The 15,694-nt window shown below is 72.3% G+C and carries 15 protein-coding genes; 10 read left to right on the forward strand and 5 right to left on the reverse strand.

Going from position 1 to position 15,694, the window contains the following annotated elements; genetic code table 11:
• The first annotated feature begins 42 nt into the window (after nt 1–42).
• The 6 genes from hpnE (at nt 43) to ACIQE0_RS01120 (ending at nt 7,904) form a co-directional block, all read left to right on the forward strand.
• Entirely contained in the window at nt 43–1,485 is a 1,443-nt protein-coding gene (hpnE, locus tag ACIQE0_RS01095; RefSeq protein WP_402328117.1) for a hydroxysqualene dehydroxylase HpnE, read from the forward strand.
• Entirely contained in the window at nt 1,482–2,597 is a 1,116-nt protein-coding gene (locus tag ACIQE0_RS01100) for a polyprenyl synthetase family protein (protein WP_366330385.1), read from the forward strand. The genes hpnE and ACIQE0_RS01100 overlap by 4 nt, the downstream gene beginning before the upstream one ends.
• 106 nt (nt 2,598–2,703) lie before the next feature.
• The gene (shc, locus tag ACIQE0_RS01105; RefSeq protein WP_402328120.1) at nt 2,704–4,755 is read left to right on the forward strand and encodes a squalene--hopene cyclase; all 2,052 of its coding nucleotides are present in this window, start codon (nt 2,704–2,706) and stop codon (nt 4,753–4,755) included.
• The gene (locus tag ACIQE0_RS01110; protein ID WP_366330383.1) at nt 4,755–5,411 is read left to right on the forward strand and encodes a 1-hydroxy-2-methyl-2-butenyl 4-diphosphate reductase; all 657 of its coding nucleotides are present in this window, start codon (nt 4,755–4,757) and stop codon (nt 5,409–5,411) included. The genes shc and ACIQE0_RS01110 overlap by 1 nt, the downstream gene beginning before the upstream one ends.
• A gap of 5 nt (nt 5,412–5,416) precedes the next feature.
• On the forward strand, nt 5,417–6,442 hold the full coding sequence (gene hpnH, locus ACIQE0_RS01115) for an adenosyl-hopene transferase HpnH (protein WP_366330382.1): 1,026 nt from the start codon (nt 5,417–5,419) through the stop codon (nt 6,440–6,442).
• A 79-nt stretch (nt 6,443–6,521) separates the two neighbouring features.
• Nucleotides 6,522–7,904 (forward strand): aspartate aminotransferase family protein, encoded by a 1,383-nt coding sequence (locus ACIQE0_RS01120; protein WP_402328123.1) that lies wholly within the window; start codon nt 6,522–6,524, stop codon nt 7,902–7,904.
• Between the two features lie 76 nt (nt 7,905–7,980).
• Here ACIQE0_RS01120 and ACIQE0_RS01125 read toward each other — a convergent pair whose 3' ends face one another.
• Nucleotides 7,981–8,790 (reverse strand): tyrosine-protein phosphatase, encoded by an 810-nt coding sequence (locus ACIQE0_RS01125; RefSeq protein WP_402328125.1) that lies wholly within the window; start codon nt 8,788–8,790, stop codon nt 7,981–7,983.
• 275 nt (nt 8,791–9,065) lie between these two features.
• Here ACIQE0_RS01125 and ACIQE0_RS01130 point away from each other — a divergent pair, with 275 nt between their 5' ends.
• Nucleotides 9,066–9,866 carry an SGNH/GDSL hydrolase family protein gene (locus ACIQE0_RS01130; RefSeq protein ID WP_366330379.1) on the forward strand — a complete coding sequence of 267 codons (801 nt, stop codon included), beginning with the start codon at nt 9,066–9,068 and terminating at the stop codon, nt 9,864–9,866.
• Between the two features lie 51 nt (nt 9,867–9,917).
• Here the strand turns inward: ACIQE0_RS01130 and ACIQE0_RS01135 are convergent, their stop codons facing one another.
• Nucleotides 9,918–10,301: an ATP-binding protein gene (locus ACIQE0_RS01135; protein WP_366330378.1), complete on the reverse strand. Its 384-nt coding sequence runs from the start codon at nt 10,299–10,301 to the stop codon at nt 9,918–9,920.
• A 214-nt stretch (nt 10,302–10,515) separates the two neighbouring features.
• Here ACIQE0_RS01135 and ACIQE0_RS01140 point away from each other — a divergent pair, with 214 nt between their 5' ends.
• Genes ACIQE0_RS01140 through ACIQE0_RS01150 form a run of 3 tightly spaced genes read left to right on the forward strand, consistent with a single transcriptional unit; the run spans nt 10,516 to nt 12,563 of the window.
• Nucleotides 10,516–11,382 (forward strand): helix-turn-helix transcriptional regulator, encoded by an 867-nt coding sequence (locus tag ACIQE0_RS01140; RefSeq protein WP_366330377.1) that lies wholly within the window; start codon nt 10,516–10,518, stop codon nt 11,380–11,382.
• Nucleotides 11,383–11,389: 7 nt separating this feature from the next.
• Nucleotides 11,390–11,653 carry a DUF397 domain-containing protein gene (locus tag ACIQE0_RS01145; RefSeq protein WP_366330376.1) on the forward strand — a complete coding sequence of 88 codons (264 nt, stop codon included), beginning with the start codon at nt 11,390–11,392 and terminating at the stop codon, nt 11,651–11,653.
• Between the two features lie 10 nt (nt 11,654–11,663).
• Nucleotides 11,664–12,563: an SAM-dependent methyltransferase gene (locus ACIQE0_RS01150; RefSeq protein ID WP_402328128.1), complete on the forward strand. Its 900-nt coding sequence runs from the start codon at nt 11,664–11,666 to the stop codon at nt 12,561–12,563.
• Here ACIQE0_RS01150 and ACIQE0_RS01155 read toward each other — a convergent pair.
• Genes ACIQE0_RS01155 through ACIQE0_RS01165 form a run of 3 tightly spaced genes read right to left on the reverse strand, consistent with a single transcriptional unit; the run spans nt 12,536 to nt 15,686 of the window.
• On the reverse strand, nt 12,536–13,486 hold the full coding sequence (locus ACIQE0_RS01155) for an STM4011 family radical SAM protein (RefSeq protein WP_402328130.1): 951 nt from the start codon (nt 13,484–13,486) through the stop codon (nt 12,536–12,538). The two genes, ACIQE0_RS01150 and ACIQE0_RS01155, sit on opposite strands and share 28 nt — an antisense overlap.
• A gap of 11 nt (nt 13,487–13,497) precedes the next feature.
• A complete protein-coding gene (locus ACIQE0_RS01160; protein WP_402328132.1) occupies nt 13,498–14,883 on the reverse strand; it encodes an STM4012 family radical SAM protein in 1,386 nt (461 codons plus the stop codon).
• A complete protein-coding gene (locus tag ACIQE0_RS01165; protein ID WP_402328623.1) occupies nt 14,880–15,686 on the reverse strand; it encodes an STM4013/SEN3800 family hydrolase in 807 nt (268 codons plus the stop codon). Before ACIQE0_RS01165 ends, ACIQE0_RS01160 begins: the two co-directional genes overlap by 4 nt.
• Between the last annotated feature and the right edge of the window lie 8 nt (nt 15,687–15,694).

Raw genomic sequence — 15,694 nt, forward strand, 5'->3', positions numbered from 1 at the left:
CCGGATGTTGGCGTCCTTGACAGGCGTAAGGGGGAAAAGCACATGACAGCGGGGCGCGACGCCGTCCGACCCTCCGGCCGTCCCGAAGGGGCGGCCGCGGTGGTCATCGGGGGCGGACTTGCGGGCACCACGGCGGCGTTGGCGTTGGCCGACGCGGGCCTGCGGGTCACGCTGGTCGAGGGCCGGCCGCGGCTGGGCGGACTGGTCTTCTCCTTCCGCCGCGACTCCGCCGTCGGCCCGCTGACCGTCGACAACGGCCAGCACGTCTACCTGCGCTGCTGCACCGCCTACGGCGGCCATCTGGCGCGACTCGGCGCCGAGCGCCTGGCGCCCCTCCAGGAGCGGATGGACGTACCGGTCCTGGACGCCGACCTCATGCGGCTCGGCCGGCTCCGGCGCACCGCCCTGCCGGTGCCGCTCCACCTGGCGAAGGGCCTGGCGCGCTACCCGCACCTCTCGCTCGCCGAGCGGGCCGGCGTGGTCCGCGCCACCCTCGCCCTCCAGCGCCTGGACCCGGCCGATCCCGCGCTGGACGCCACCGACTTCGGCAGCTGGCTGCGCCGCCACGGGCAGAGCCCGCGCGCCGTCGAGGCGCTGTGGGACCTGGTCGGCGTCGCCACCCTCAACGCCCCTGCCGGCGACGCCTCGTTGGGCCTGGCCGCGAAGGTCTTCAAGACCGGGCTGCTCTCCGAGCCCGGCGCCGCCGACATCGGCTGGGCCCACGCCCCGCTCGGCGAACTCCACGGCACCCGCGCCGCCGCCGCGCTGGACAAGGCCGGCGTCCGGACCACCCTGCGCACCCGCGCCACCGCCGTCACCCGCGACGGCGACGGCTGGCGGGTCGAGGTGGCGGACGGCCCGCACGGCACTGCGACGCTGCGCGCGGACACCGTCGTCCTGGCCGTACCGCAGCGCGAGGCGCACGCCCTGCTGCCCGACGGCGCCCTGCCCGAGAAGGACCGGCTGCTGGACATCGGCACCGCGCCGATCCTCAACGTCCATGTCCTCTACGACCGCAAGGTGCTGCGCCGGCCGTTCTTCGCCGCGATCGGCTCCCCGGTCCAGTGGGTCTTCGACCGCACCGACGCCTCCGGGCTGGCCCGCACCGCCGGCCAGGAGCGCAGCCAGTACCTGGCCCTGTCGCAGTCGGCCGCGCAGGAGGAGATCGACCAGCCGGTGGCCAAGCTCCGCGCCCGCTACCTGCCCGAGCTGGAGCGGCTGCTGCCGGCCGCCCGCGGCGCCCGGATCCTGGACTTCTTCGTCACCCGCGAGCGCACCGCGACCTTCGCGCCCGCACCGGGCGTCGGCCGGCTCCGCCCGGTCGCCCGCACCCAAGTCCCCGGCCTGTTCCTGGCCGGTGCGTGGACCGCCACCGGGTGGCCCGCGACCATGGAGGGCGCCGTCCGCAGCGGCACCACCGCCGCCCGCGAGGCCCTCTTGGAACTCGGCGTCCCCCAGGCCCAGTTGCCTCAGGAGGCGGCATGACGACGCATACGCGCGACCGCACGAGCACAAGCATCGGAAACAGAGGAGAAACCGTGGCTTCCCCGGCTATCGACACCGCGAGCGTCACCGCGCTGCTGGAGCGCGGGCGGACACTCGCCACTCCCATGCTGCGTGCCGCCGTGGCCAGGCTCGCCCCTCCCATGGACACCGTCGCCGCCTACCACTTCGGGTGGATCGACGTGACCGGCAACCCCAGTGCCGGTGACGGCGGCAAGGCCGTGCGGCCCGCGCTCGCCCTGCTGTCCGCCGAGGTCGCCGGCGCCGACCCCGAGGTCGGGGTGCCCGGCGCGGTCGCCGTGGAGCTGGTGCACAACTTCTCACTGCTGCACGACGACCTGATGGACGGCGACGAGCAGCGCCGGCACCGCGACACCGTCTGGAAGGTGCACGGCCCCGCCCAGGCCATCCTCGTCGGCGACGCGCTGTTCGCGCTGGCCAACGAGATACTGCTGGAGCTCGGCACCGTCGACGCGGGCCGCGCCACCCGCCGGCTGACCCTGGCCACCCGCAAGCTGATCGACGGTCAGGCCCAGGACATCTCCTACGAGCACCGCGAGACGGTCACCGTCGAGGAGTGCCTGGAGATGGAGGGCAACAAGACCGGCGCCCTGCTCGCCTGCGCGGTCTCCATCGGTGCGGTCCTCGGCGGCGCCGACGACCGCACCGCGGACACCCTGGAGAAGTACGGCTACCACCTCGGCCTCGCCTTCCAGGCCGTCGACGACCTGCTGGGCATCTGGGGCGACCCGGAGGCCACCGGCAAGCAGACCTGGAGCGACCTGCGCCAGCGCAAGAAGTCGCTGCCGGTCGTCGCCGCGCTGGCGGCCGGCGGACCCGCCTCGGAGCAGCTCGCCGAGATCCTGGCCGCCGACGCCAAGAAGAGCGAGACCGAGATCGCCGACTTCACCGAGGAGGAGTTCGCCTCCCGCGCGGCGCTGATCGAGGAGGCCGGCGGCCGCGAGTGGACCTCCCAGGAGGCCCGCCGCCAGCACGCCACCGCCATCGCCGCCCTGGACGAGATCGACATGCCCGAACGGATCCGTGCGCAGCTCGTCGCGCTCGCGGACTTCGTCGTCGTACGAGAGAGATGATGACCATCAACGCGAACTAGATCGCAGTCGCCGGCCGGTGCCGCCCGGGTACCGGCCGACGGAATCCCTGACCACGCATTGATGGTTCACTGCAGAAGGGGACGCCATGACCGCGACGACCGACGGAAGCACCGGGGCGCTGCCGCCCCGGGCCCCCTCGGCCAGCGATGCCGACACCGAGACGATCGAGACAACCGAAGAGGCCGGCCAGGCCGGCAGACAGCGCACCACCGTGCGGCAGGTCACGGTGGACGCCGCGCGGGACGCGACCGCCCGCGCCACCGACTACCTGCTCTCCGTCCAGGACCCCGCCGGCTGGTGGAAGGGCGACCTGGAAACCAACGTCACGATGGACGCAGAGGATCTGCTGCTCCGTCAGTTCCTGGGCATCCAGGACCCCGAGCTCACCGAGGCCGCCGCCCGTCACATCCGCGGTGAGCAGCGCCCGGACGGCACCTGGGGCGCCTTCCACGGCGGGCCCGGCGAACTCTCCGTCACCATCGAGGCGTATGTGGCGCTGCGGCTGGCCGGCGACGCCCCGGACGCCCCGCACATGGCCGCCGCGTCCGCCTGGATCCGCGCGCACGGCGGTATCGCCGCAGCCCGCGTCTTCACCCGGATCTGGCTCGCCCTCTTCGGCTGGTGGAAGTGGGACGACCTGCCCGAACTCCCGCCGGAACTCATCTACTTCCCCAAGTGGTTCCCGCTCAGCATCTACGCCTTCGGCTGCTGGGCCCGGCAGACCATCGTGCCGCTCACCATCGTCTCGGCCAAACGCCCGGTGCGCCCGGCGCCGTTCGCCCTCGACGAGCTGCACACCGACCCCGGCAACCCCAACCCGCCCCGGCCGCTCGCCCCCGTCACCAGCTGGGACGGCCTCTTCCAGCGCCTCGACAAGGTGATGCGCCTCTACCGCCAGGTCGCCCTGCGCCGGCCGCGGGCCGCGGCGATGCGCTCGGCCGCCCGCTGGATCGTCGAGCGGCAGGAGAACGACGGCTGCTGGGGCGGCATCCAGCCCCCCGCCGTCTACTCCCTCATCGCCCTGCACCTGCTCGGCTACGACCTCGACCACCCGGTGCTGCGGGCGGGTCTGGAGTCCCTGGACCGGTTCGCGGTCTGGCGCGAGGACGGCACCCGCATGATCGAGGCGTGCCAGTCCCCGGTCTGGGACACCTGCCTGGCCGCCATCGCCCTGGCCGACGCCGGAGTGCCCGCCGACCACCCGCAGTTGCTCAAGGCCACCGACTGGATGCTCGGCGAACAGATCGACCGGCCCGGCGACTGGTCCGTACGCCGCCCCCAACTCCCCTCCGGCGGCTGGGCGTTCGAGTTCCACAACGACAACTACCCGGACATCGACGACACCGCCGAGGTGGTGCTGGCCCTGCGCCGGGTGCGCCATCCCGACCCGCAGCGGGTCCGGGAGGCGATCGATCGGGCGGTGCGCTGGAACGCCGGGATGCAGTCGAAGGACGGCGGTTGGGCCGCGTTCGACGCGGACAACACCAGCCCGTTCCCCAACCGGCTGCCGTTCTGTGACTTCGGCGAGGTCATCGACCCGCCGTCGGCCGACGTCACCGCCCATGTCGTGGAGATGTTCGCGGAGGTCGGGCAGGCCGACGACCCGCGCGCCCGCCGCGGCGTCGCCTGGCTGCTGCGGGAACAGGAACCCAGCGGCGCCTGGTTCGGGCGCTGGGGCACCAACTACGTCTACGGCACCGGCTCGGTGCTGCCCGCCCTGACCGCCGCCGGGATCCCGGTCTCGCACCCGGCCGTCCGGCGGGCCGTCGACTGGCTGGAGCGGGTGCAGAACGACGACGGCGGCTGGGGCGAGGACCAGCGCTCGTACCAGGACAAGAAGCAGTGGGCCGGGCGCGGCGCCTCCACCGCCTCGCAGACCGCCTGGGCGCTGATGGCGCTGCTCGCGGCCGGTGAGCGGGACGGCGAGGCGGTGCGCCGCGGGGTGCGCTGGCTGGTGGAGGCCCAGCGGCCGGACGGCTCCTGGGACGAGCCGCACTTCACCGGCACCGGCTTCCCCTGGGACTTCTCCATCAACTACCACCTCTACCGGCAGGTCTTCCCGCTGACCGCTCTCGGCCGCTACGTCAACGGCGGACCGGTCACCGGCGCCGCCGCCGGGGCACCGGTGGGGCCCTGATGCCAAGACGCCCCCCGCAGGACGCGGAGCCGCCGCTGCTGGTCGCCTGTGCGCTCGGCATCGAACGGTTCGCACTGCGGGGCGGTGACCACGGGGCCGAGGGTTCCCCGGTGGTCGTCCGCCGCACCGGCATGGGGCCGCAGGCGGCGGAACGCGCCCTGGCCGCCGCGCTGGACGACGGGACGGCCACCGCGGGCGCGCCGGTCGTGGCCAGCGGCTTCTGCGCGGGGCTGGCCCCGGGCATGCGGCCCGGGGACGTGATCGTCGCCGAGGCCACCCGGGACCACCGGCCCGGCGTGCCGGACCTGCCCTGCCGAGACAACGGCCCCCTGGTGGACTCCCTGCGGGAGCGCGGCCTGCGGGTGCACACCGGACTGCTGCGCGGCTCCGACCATGTCGTACGGGGCGCGGAGCGGGCCGAGTTGCACGCCCGGGGCGCGATCGCGGTGGACATGGAGTCCGCCGCGACGCTGCGGACGGCGGTGCGGTGCGGCAGTCCCGCGGTTGCGGCCGTCCGGGTGGTCGTGGACGCTCCGGAACACGAACTCGTGCGCATCGGGACCGTGCGCGGGGGAATATCGGCCTTCCGCGTACTGCGCTCGGTATTACCGGTTTTCTTTGAATGGCACCGTTCCTTGCTGCTCCCCAGGAGGTGAGCCAGATGGCCATGCCGCTCCGTCAGTCCATCCGGGTCGGGACCTATCTGTTTGAACAGAAAGTGCTGCGCAAGCGGGAGAAGTTCCCGTTGATCGTCGAACTGGAACCGCTCTTCGCCTGCAACCTCAAGTGCGAGGGATGCGGGAAGATCCAGCACCCGGCCGGTGTGCTCAAGCAGCGGATGCCGGTGGCCCAGGCGGTGGGAGCGGTGCTGGAATCCGGTGCCCCGATGGTCTCCATCGCCGGCGGCGAGCCCTTGATGCACCCTCAGATCGATGAAATCGTCCGGCAGTTGGTGGCCCGCCGGAAGTACGTCTTCCTGTGCACCAACGCGATGCTGCTGCGCAAGAAGATGGAGAAGTTCACGCCCTCGCCGTATTTCGCCTTCGCGGTGCACATCGACGGAATGCGGGAGCGGCACGACGAGTCCGTCGCGAAGGAAGGCGTCTTCGACGAGGCGGTGGCGGCCATCAAGGAGGCCAAGCGGCGCGGCTTCCGGGTCACCACCAATTCCACGTTCTTCAACACCGACACCCCGCAGACCATCATCGAGGTCCTCAACTTCCTCAACGACGACCTCAAGGTCGACGAGATGATGCTCTCGCCCGCCTACGCCTACGAGAAGGCCCCCGACCAGGAGCACTTCCTGGGCGTGGAGCAGACCAGGGAGCTGTTCCGGAAGGCGTTCGCCGGCGGCAACCGGCAGCGCTGGCGACTCAACCACAGCCCCCTCTTCCTGGACTTCCTGGAGGGCAGGGCGGACTTCCCGTGCACGGCCTGGGCGATCCCCAACTACTCGCTCTTCGGCTGGCAGCGCCCCTGCTACCTGATGAGCGACGGCTACGTCCCGACGTACCGCGAGCTGATCGAGGAGACCGACTGGGAGAAGTACGGCCGCGGCAAGGACCCCCGGTGCGCCAACTGCATGGCGCACTGCGGCTACGAGCCCACCGCCGTACTGGCCACCATGGGCTCGCTGAAGGAGTCCCTCCGGGCGGCCAGGGAGACCGTCGCGGGCAACCGCGGGTGACCCGGTGAGCGGGGGCGCCGGGGCCGCCGGGCTCCGGCGCCCCCAGCCCGTTCCCGCCGCTCGCCGTAAGGAGAACACCGTGACCGGATTCGACCTGACCCGCCTGCTCGCCGAACGCGGCGGCGAGCGCTACGACCTGCACAGCCGCCACCTCAACCACCAGCTGCCGCGGATGCTGCACACCATCGGCTTCGACAAGGTCTACGAGCACGCCGAGGGCGCCTACTTCTACGACGCCGACGGCCAGGACTACCTCGACATGCTCGCCGGCTTCGGAGTGATGGGCCTGGGCCGGCACCATCCGGTCGTCCGCCGGGCGCTGCACGACGTCCTGGACGCCCAGCTCGCCGACCTCACCCGCTTCGACTGCCCGCCGCTGCCCGGACTGCTCGCCGAGAAGCTGCTGGGCCACGCGCCCCACCTGGACCGGGTGTTCTTCGGCAACAGCGGCACCGAGGCCGTCGAGACCGCCCTGAAGTTCGCCCGCTACGCCACCGGCCGCCCGCGCGTCCTGTACTGCACACACGCCTTCCACGGACTGACCACCGGCTCGCTCTCCGTCAACGGCGAGGACGGCTTCCGCGACGGCTTCGCCCCGCTGCTGCCGGACACCGCCGTCGAGCTGGGCGACCTGGCGGCGCTGGAACGGGAGGTGAGGTGCGGCGACGTGGCGGCCTTCGTCGTCGAACCGATCCAGGGCAAGGGCGTCCTCGCCACCCCGCCCGGATTCCTGCGCGCCGCACAGGAGGTGCTGCACCGCCACAAGGCCCTGCTGATCGCCGACGAGGTGCAGACCGGCCTCGGCCGCACCGGCGACTTCTTCGCCTACCAGCACGAGGAGGGCGTGGAACCGGACCTGGTGTGCGTCGCCAAGGCGCTCTCCGGCGGCTATGTCCCGGTCGGTGCCACCCTGGGCAAGGACTGGATCTTCCGCAAGGTCTACTCGTCCATGGACCGGGTGCTGGTGCACTCGGCCAGCTTCGGTGCCAACGCCCAGGCGATGGCGGCCGGACTGGCGGTCCTCTCGGTCATGGAGGACGAGGAGATCGTCGCCAACGCCCGGCACACGGGCGAGCTGCTGCGGTCGCGGCTGGCCGCGCTGGTCGACCGGTACGAGCTGCTGCACGAGGTGCGCGGCCGCGGCCTGATGATCGGCATCGAGTTCGGGCGCCCCAAGTCCCTTGGTCTGCGCAGTCGTTGGACGATGTTGCAGACCGCGCGCAAGGGGCTGTTCGCGCAGATGGTCGTGGTGCCGCTGCTCCAGCGCCACCGCATCCTGACCCAGGTCTCCGGCGACCATCTGGAGGTCATCAAGCTCATTCCGCCGCTGATCATCGGGGAACGGGAAGTGGACCGGTTCGTCGAGGCGTTCACCGCCGTCATGGACGACGCGCACAGCGGCGGCGGCCTGATGTGGGACTTCGGGCGGACGCTGGTCAAACAGGCGGTCGCCAACCGCTGACCGCATACGGGGGAGGGCCCGCACGGTCGCCGAGGCGAGGGTGCGGGCCGTCGACGCGCCGACGGCCCGCGGGGCGTCAGTCCGTCAGCAGGCGGGCGCGCAGCCGCTCGCGGGTGGCGGGCGCGAGCTTGAGGCCGTCGGTGAGGTAGGGCTCGACCCCGCCCCAGGTCTCCTCGATTGCGTCGAACGCGGCGGTGAGGTAGTCGATGTGCGCGCCGAACAGCGGCGAGAGCAGTTCCAGGACCTCCGGGGACATCCCGGCGGTCGAGTGCGCCGAGCGGTGGATCTTGTAGCGCCGGCTGGGGTCGTTGGACTTGAGGTAGTCCGCCTCGATGGCGTCCCGCTCCACGCCGACCGCGAGCAGGGTGACCGCGACGGACAGGCCGGCGCGGTCCTTGCCGGCCGCACAGTGCATCAGCGCCGGGACGCTGTCCTCGGCCAGGGCGTGCAGCACCCGGCTGTGGTCCTCGGCGCGGGTGGTGATGATCTGGCGGTAGGTGCGGGCCATCCGGTCCGCGGCCTTGCCGTCGCCGAGCACGACCCGGAGCTGGTCCAGCTCGCCGTCCCGGACCATCGTCCAGAACGCCGCGCCGTCGGCGGGGTCGGTGAGCGGGATGTTGACGTTCCGCACACCGGGGAGGGCGACGTCGGGGCCCTCCAGCTTGATGTCGGAGGCGTTGCGGAAGTCGAAGACGGTGTGCAGGCCGAGGCCGGCGAGGAAGGTGGTGTCCGCCTCGGTGGCGTGCGCCAGATGACCGCTGCGGTAGAGCCGCCCGTGCCGGATGCGACGCCCGTCGACGGTCGGCAGTCCGCCCACGTCGCGGAAGTTGCGCACCTCCGCGAGCTCCGGCTGGGACTGGGGGACCTGCGGCGTCTGCTGCGTCACGGGCGCTCCTCGTGGTCGGCCACCGACGCTGCTCGTCGGCGGGGCGGGGCACCTTCGACGATACGACACCGGTGCGATGGACAACCGGTCTGCGACGGGGCGCAACGCCGATTGAGCGGGCGCGCATCATGCACCATGCGTGACGAGTGGGGAGCACTTCATGATTGATCGTTGTTCCGACTTGGACAGAATTTGACCTGGTGGCATTAATCACCTTCCGTCAACCCCTGGTTACGGTGGCGTAGGTCACTCCGGAAGGTGAAGTATGTCCCGACGTGGCAGACGATTCGAAGAACATCAGCAACGGCGCGACAGGCGCCATCGGGTCGTACGCAGCCGTCGGGGACAGCTTTACCGAGGGGGTCGGGGATCCCGGTCCGGACGGGGCGTACATCGGTTGGGCGGACCGCCTTGCGGTCCTCCTCGCCGACCAGCGGGACGAGGGGGACTTCCGCTACGCGAACCTCGCCGTGCGGGGGCGGCTCCTGGACCGGATCATCGAGGAGCAGGTGCCCCGGGCGAGGGAGCTCGCCCCCGCGCTGGTGACGTTCTGCGCCGGCGGCAATGACATCCTGCGGCCGGGCTCGGACCCGGACGCGGTGGCCGAGCGCTACGAGGCGGCGGTGGCCGCGCTGCGCGAGACGGTCCCCACGGTGCTGCTGTGCACCGGTTTCGACACCCGGGGGATGCCGGTCCTCAAGCATCTGCGGGGCAAGATCGCGACGTACACCGCCCATGTGCGGGCGATCGCCGACCGGCACGACTGCCCGGTGCTCGACCTGTGGTCGCTGAAGTCCGTGCAGGACCGGCGGGCGTGGAGCGAGGACCGGCTGCACCTGTCGGCCGACGGGCACACCCGGGTGGCGCTGCGCGCGGCGCAGGTGCTGGGACTCGAGGTGCCGGCCGACCCGGACCAGCCGTGGCCGCCGGAGACCGAGCGGACCGCCGCCGAGGCGCGGCGGGACAACATCCACTGGGCACGCGAGCACCTGGTGCCGTGGATCGGCCGCCGGCTGCGCGGCGTCTCCTCCGGTGACGACGTCGAGCCCAAGCGGCCCGACCTGCTGCCGCTGTAACCCTTCCGGTACCGAAGGCCCCGTGCCCGCCCCTGTGGTGGGACGGGGCCTTCAGTGCGTGGTCGTCCGGTACGGCAGATCGGCCCAGACCACCTGGCCGCTGCCGCCGTCGTCGGGCCGGGTGCCCCAGCTGTCCGAGAGCGCGCCCACCAGGAACAGCCCGCGGCCGCCCTCCTGGTCGAGGCTGCCGGGCAGGGCGTGCGGCGAGGTGGCGCCGGGGCCGCCCTCGTCGGTGATCTCTATGCGGATGTGCGCGCCGACCACCGCGATCTCGCAGCCGACCTTCTCGCTGTCGGTGTGCCGCACCGCGTTGGTGAAGAGTTCGGTGACCACCAACTCCACGTCGTCCCGCACCTGTTGAGCGGCGCCCCACTCGTGCAGCAGCGTGCTGACACGCCGCCGCGCCTCGGGCACGGACGTGCGCCGAGCCGGCAAGTGGAACGCGTCCTGCGGGCTCTGGGCGAGGTATCCGCCGCATCGCCCTAACGACGGAGCGTGTTTGTAGGAAGCCACGACATAACTATGTGCGATGTTGCTCACCGTTGGCAAGGATCAGTCTGTAATTTGCAGAACTGAAAGTGCAGTCTGTTCGAGCTGGTGACGGCATGACACACTGCTGACCACTGAAGCTGGTTGGAGGGGATGGGACGTGGCGGACCCACGGTCTGCAGGTGCACCGACCGTCCTGCGGGTGGTGCTCGGCAAACGACTGCAGGACCTGCGGGAGAAGGCGGGGCTCTCCTTCGAGCGTGCCGCCGCCGCGTTGGACGTGACCCACGCCACGATACGACGCATGGAGAAGGCCGAGGTCGGCCTCAAAATCCCCTACGTCGAGAAGCTGTTGGCGACCTACGGGGTCACCGACCAGCGGGAGATCGACGGATTCCTCTCCCTGGCACGCGAGGCCAACCGCCCCGGCTGGTGGCACCGCTTCCGTGACGTCCTCCCCGAGTGGTTCAGCGCCTTCGTCAGTCTGGAGAGCGAGGCCAACCTGGTCCGCTCCTACCAACCGCACTACATCCCCGGTCTGTTGCAGACCGAGGACTACGCCGCCGCCGTGCTCCGCGCCGGAATGCCGCACGCCACCCCGGCCGACATCGATCGCATCGTGGCCCTGCGCATGGAGCGGCAGGCGCTGCTGACCCGGGAGAACGCCCCGATGCTGTGGTCGGTCCTGGACGAGACCGTGCTGCGGCGGCCCATCGGCGGACCCAAGGTGATGCGCGACCAGGTCACCCGGCTGATGGAAGCCACCTCGATGCCCAACGTCCGGCTCCAGGTGATGCCGTTCGCCGCGGGCCCGCACCCTGCCATGTACGGGCCGTTCCACATCTTCCGCTTCCCGATCCCGGAGCTCCCGGACATCGCGTACGCGGAAAGCCTCGTCGGAGCCGTGTACTTCGACCAGCGCAACGACGTCTCGCAGTACCTGGAAGCCCTGGACCGGATGTGTGCGCAGGCCGCACCGGCACACGCCACCGCAGGCATTCTGGGTGGCTTTCGCAAGGAGATCTGAACCCCCCATGGATCGCATACGTATCTACAACGGGATGCCCGCCAACGAACTGGGCACAGACGGCTGGCACAAGCCGTGGAGCGGTGGCAACGGCGGCGAGTGCGTCGAGGCCATGCGCCTGCGCGACGGCCGGGTCGCCCTGCGCCAGTCCACCGACCCGGACGGTCCCGCACTGATCTACACGCACCGCGAGATGGTCAGTTTCATCGAGGGCGCGAAGGCCGGTGACGCCGACTTCCTGCTCTCCGTCGCGCCGTGCTCGGCGCACTGAGGGAGCGGTCATGAGCGACCAGCACGGCCCGCCCGAGAGGGACACCGGCCTTCCGCCGATCGGCCGCTACGCGCCCGGCCCCGACCACCTCGGCTTCGCCGCCGAGGAGATCGACACCAGCCGGCCGCATCCGGCCCGGATGTACGACTACTTCCTCGACGGCTGGGACAATTACGAGGTCGACCGGGTCGCCGCGGACCGGGTCCTCGAACTGCGCCCCAGGGTGCGCGACAGCGCCCGCGCCAACGGCGCCTTCCGCCGGCGCGCGGTCCGCGCCGTGGCGGCCGCGGGCATCCGGCAGTTCCTCGTCCTCAGCGTCGGCATCCCCACCTCGCCCAACGCCCACGAGGTGGCCCGGGAGACCGCCCCCGAGGCCCGGGTGGTGTACGTGGACAGCGACCCGATCGTCGCCACCCACGCCCGGGCCCGCCTCGCCAACACCCCCGGTACCGCCTTCGCCCTCGGGGACATCCGCGACCCCGGGGCGGTCCTGGCCGACCCGGCGGTCCGCGAACTGATCGCCTTCGACCGGCCGGTGGGCATCCTGGTCGGCGGCCTCGACTTCGTCGCCGACGAGGACCGGCCCGCCGAACTGCTCGCCGCCCTCGGCGCGGCGGTGCCGGCCGGCAGCCACCTGATCCTCTCGCAGAGCACCTGCGAGCCCTACGAGGGCTACCCGCAGGGCCGGGTCGACGAGGCGGCCCGGGCCTGCATCGAGGAGGTCTACAAGAGCGCCACCGCCCAGCTCGTACTGCGCACCAAGGCCGAGATCGCCGCCCTCCTCGGGCCGTTCACCGCGCTGGAACCGGGCGTCGTCCGGGTGCCGCTGTGGCGCCCGGACGAGCCGGTGCCCGGCCCGGAGGAGCTCAACACCATCGTTTTCTACGGAGTGGTGGGCCGCAAGGGCTGAACCGGCGGGGCCCCGGCACGGCCGGACGCCGGCACCGGGGCCCGGCCGGGCACGGAGAGCTCCAGAGGCGCGGAGAGCCGCCCGGGCGCGGGAATCCGCTCCAACACACCGCCCGCGAACACGTCGTACAGCGGCAGCGTCTCCAGATGGACGTAGCCGATGTGGCAGTCGCAGGCGGCCAGCGGGCAGGGGCGCGGGCGGAGCGCCGCGCGGTAGCTGCCGTCGTAGAGGTTGCCGAGCTCGGCCCGGACGAAGTGGCAGCGCCGGACCGTGCCGTCGCCGTCCACCGAGAGCACCGACTCGCCCGTCCGGCAGGGGAGTCCGGCGCTGCGGTGCGGATGCCGGCTGTACGGGAAGAGCGGATCGAGCGCCGTCCACACCGCGGCCTCGGCGTCGGTGTACGTCCGGCCCTCCGCGGCGTTGACCCAGAGGTAGACCTGCTCGGGGAGGTCGGCGCGGAGCCTGCGGGCCGCGTCGAGATGCTCGGGGAAGCCGACGACGCCCACGCTGAAGCGGACGCCGCGGGACGCCAACTCCCCGGCCTTCGCCAGGAAACGGTCGTACGGCGTCTGGCCCGGATGGTAGGTGCACCACAGGGCGAGGCTGTCGAGATCCGCCTCCGCCAGCCAGTCCGTACGGCAGCTGAGGTTGGTCTGGATCGCCACCCGGCGCACCTGCGGCAGCCGGCTCAGCTCCACCAGGGTGCGCCGGTACCAGGAGCGCACCAGGCCCTCGCCCCACGGGGTGAAGAGCACCGACAGCCGGTCGCCCGTCTGCCGCGCCGCCCAGCCGGCGAAGCGTTCCAGCGCGGCCCGGTCGGCGCGCAGCTGCTCGCGGCCCTCCCGCCGCTTGGCGAACGGGCAGTAGGGGCAGTCGTAGTCGCAGGACGCCAGCGGTCCGCGGTACAGAAGCGTCAAGTCCATCGCGTGGCCCGTCACTTGAGGGCGTAGCCGGCCATCTGGGACCGGACCGCCGGGGAGAACAGCATCGGGCCCAGCGCGTCGGAGTGCGCCAGCCCCTCGGGGGACAGCCTCAGCAGGTCCGGGCCCGCCGCCGCGTCCAGCCAGCCGCGCGCGGCGAACGCCGCCAGCTCCGCGGGGAAGTCCTCCGCCGGCGCGCTGCCGAAGCGGGCACGGTACTCCGCCACCGGCATGCCCGCCGCCTGGAGGACCGACTGCAGCAGATGGCGGCGGCGGGCCTCCTCGCCGGTCATCCGCCAGCCGAACTCGGCGCGGGTGAAGTCCGCGGCGGGGCGGGAGACGTAGTCGTCGATGATCGAGCGGATCCGCGTCATGCCGACCGCGTAGTCGAAGGAGTAGTGCAGCGCCGAGGTGTACGAGCGGGCGCCGCAGCCCAGACCGATCATGCCGTCGGTCTGGCAGGCGTGGTCGCCGCCCGGGCCGCTCGGGGAGCCGGCGCCGGCGGCCGGCGGGCGGCGGAACATCCGCATCGAGACCTGCTCGTAGCCCGCGGCCAGCAGATGATCCCGGCCGTGGCGGTACAGCCGCAGCCGCTGGGCGTCCCACGCGGGGTCCGGCCCGGCGCTCTCCCTGCGGCCCAGGCCCGTCAACGGCCGTACGTACAGCGGGTACAGATACAGCTCCTCGGGGCGCCAGCGCAGCGCGGCGTCCAGCGAACGCTGCCAGCTCCGCTCCGTCTGGCCGTCGATCCCGTAGATCAGATCGATGTTGAGCACCGGCACGTCCGCTGCCCGTATGCGGTCCAGTGCCGCCGCCACCTCGGCCGGGTCCTGCGGGCGGACCGCCGCCCGGGCCTCCGCCTCGACGAAGCTCTGCACCCCGATGCTGATCCGGGTCGCGCCGCGCTCGGCGAGCACCGCCAGCCGGTCGGCGGTCGCGGTCGACGGCGAGGTCTCCACCGACAACGGCACCGTCCGCAGCTCGGCGCCCATCCACCGCTCCGCGATATCGCACAGCCGCGTCAGCTCGGCCGCGCTCAGGAACGTCGGGGTGCCGCCGCCGAACGCCGCGGCGGCGAACCGGGCGCCGGGGGCCAGCGCCTCCCGCACGGACGCCGCCTGCCGCTCCAGGGCGTCCAGATACGCCGTGGTCAGCTCGCCCGGGGCGCCGATCCGGGTGAAGAGGTTGCAGAAGCCGCACCGCACCTCGCAGAACGGTATGTGCAGATACAGCGAGAGGGCGTCCTGCGGCTCGTCCGCCCACAGCTTGCGCAGCGCCGGCCGGTCCGGCAGCCGGCGGTACGCCGTCTTGTGCGGGTAGGCGTAGACATAGCTCTCGTACGGGGAGACGGGCTCCGCGGCCGGAGCAGGGGAGCGCAGGGGCAGCGGGGTGGTGCTCATCGGGCGGCCTCGATCGTGAACTGGGCGTAGGGGACGGTCCATACGGCCTCGTGGCCGAGGCGGTGGCCCGTATAGCCGTCGTCGCCGTACGTCGTGCCGTGGTCGGAGCAGACGATGGCGAAGCACGGCCGGCGGGCGGCGGCCGCGGCGAAGAGCCGGCCGATGTGCCGGTCGACGTACTCCAGGGCGGCGGCGTGGGTGGCGCGGCTGTCGCCGGCCTCACGGGTGGCCCCGGGCAGGTGGAACCAGTTCGGCTGGTGCAGCGCCGAGACGTTGACGAACAGGAAGAGCCGCTGCTCGGCCGGCAGCCCGGCGACGACCTCCTCGGCCCGGCGCACCTGCGCCTCGAACGACGTCGGCGAGGCGACCCCGAACTCCGGCTCCCAATGGGCCTCCTGGAACAGGCCGGGCAGCACCGAGCCCAGCGCCGCCTGCCGGTTGAAGAAGCCCACCCCGCCGATGCACACCGTGCGGTAGCCCACCGCGGCCAGCCCGGACACCACATCGGGGGCGTCGAACACCCAGGTGCCCGGCGAGGTCGTCTCACTGCCGGCGAACCGGGCCGCGAACAGCCGCGGGTGCCGTCCCGGGGACGCCGGGGTCGGCAGGAAACCGGCGAACATCGCCTGGTGGGAGGCGTAGGTGAAACTGCCCGGGGCGTGCCGGCGCTCCCAGCGGCCGGCGGGCAGGAAGCGGGCCAGATGCGGGATCCGGCCGGCCGCGGCCAACTCCTGCGCCACGTCGTAGCGCAGGGTGTCCAGCGTGACCATCAGGAGGTCGTGACTGCCCACGATCTCGTTCATGTCCGGCG

This window comes from Streptomyces sp. NPDC093097 (genome assembly GCF_044754325.1).
Lineage (GTDB): Bacteria > Actinomycetota > Actinomycetes > Streptomycetales > Streptomycetaceae > Streptomyces.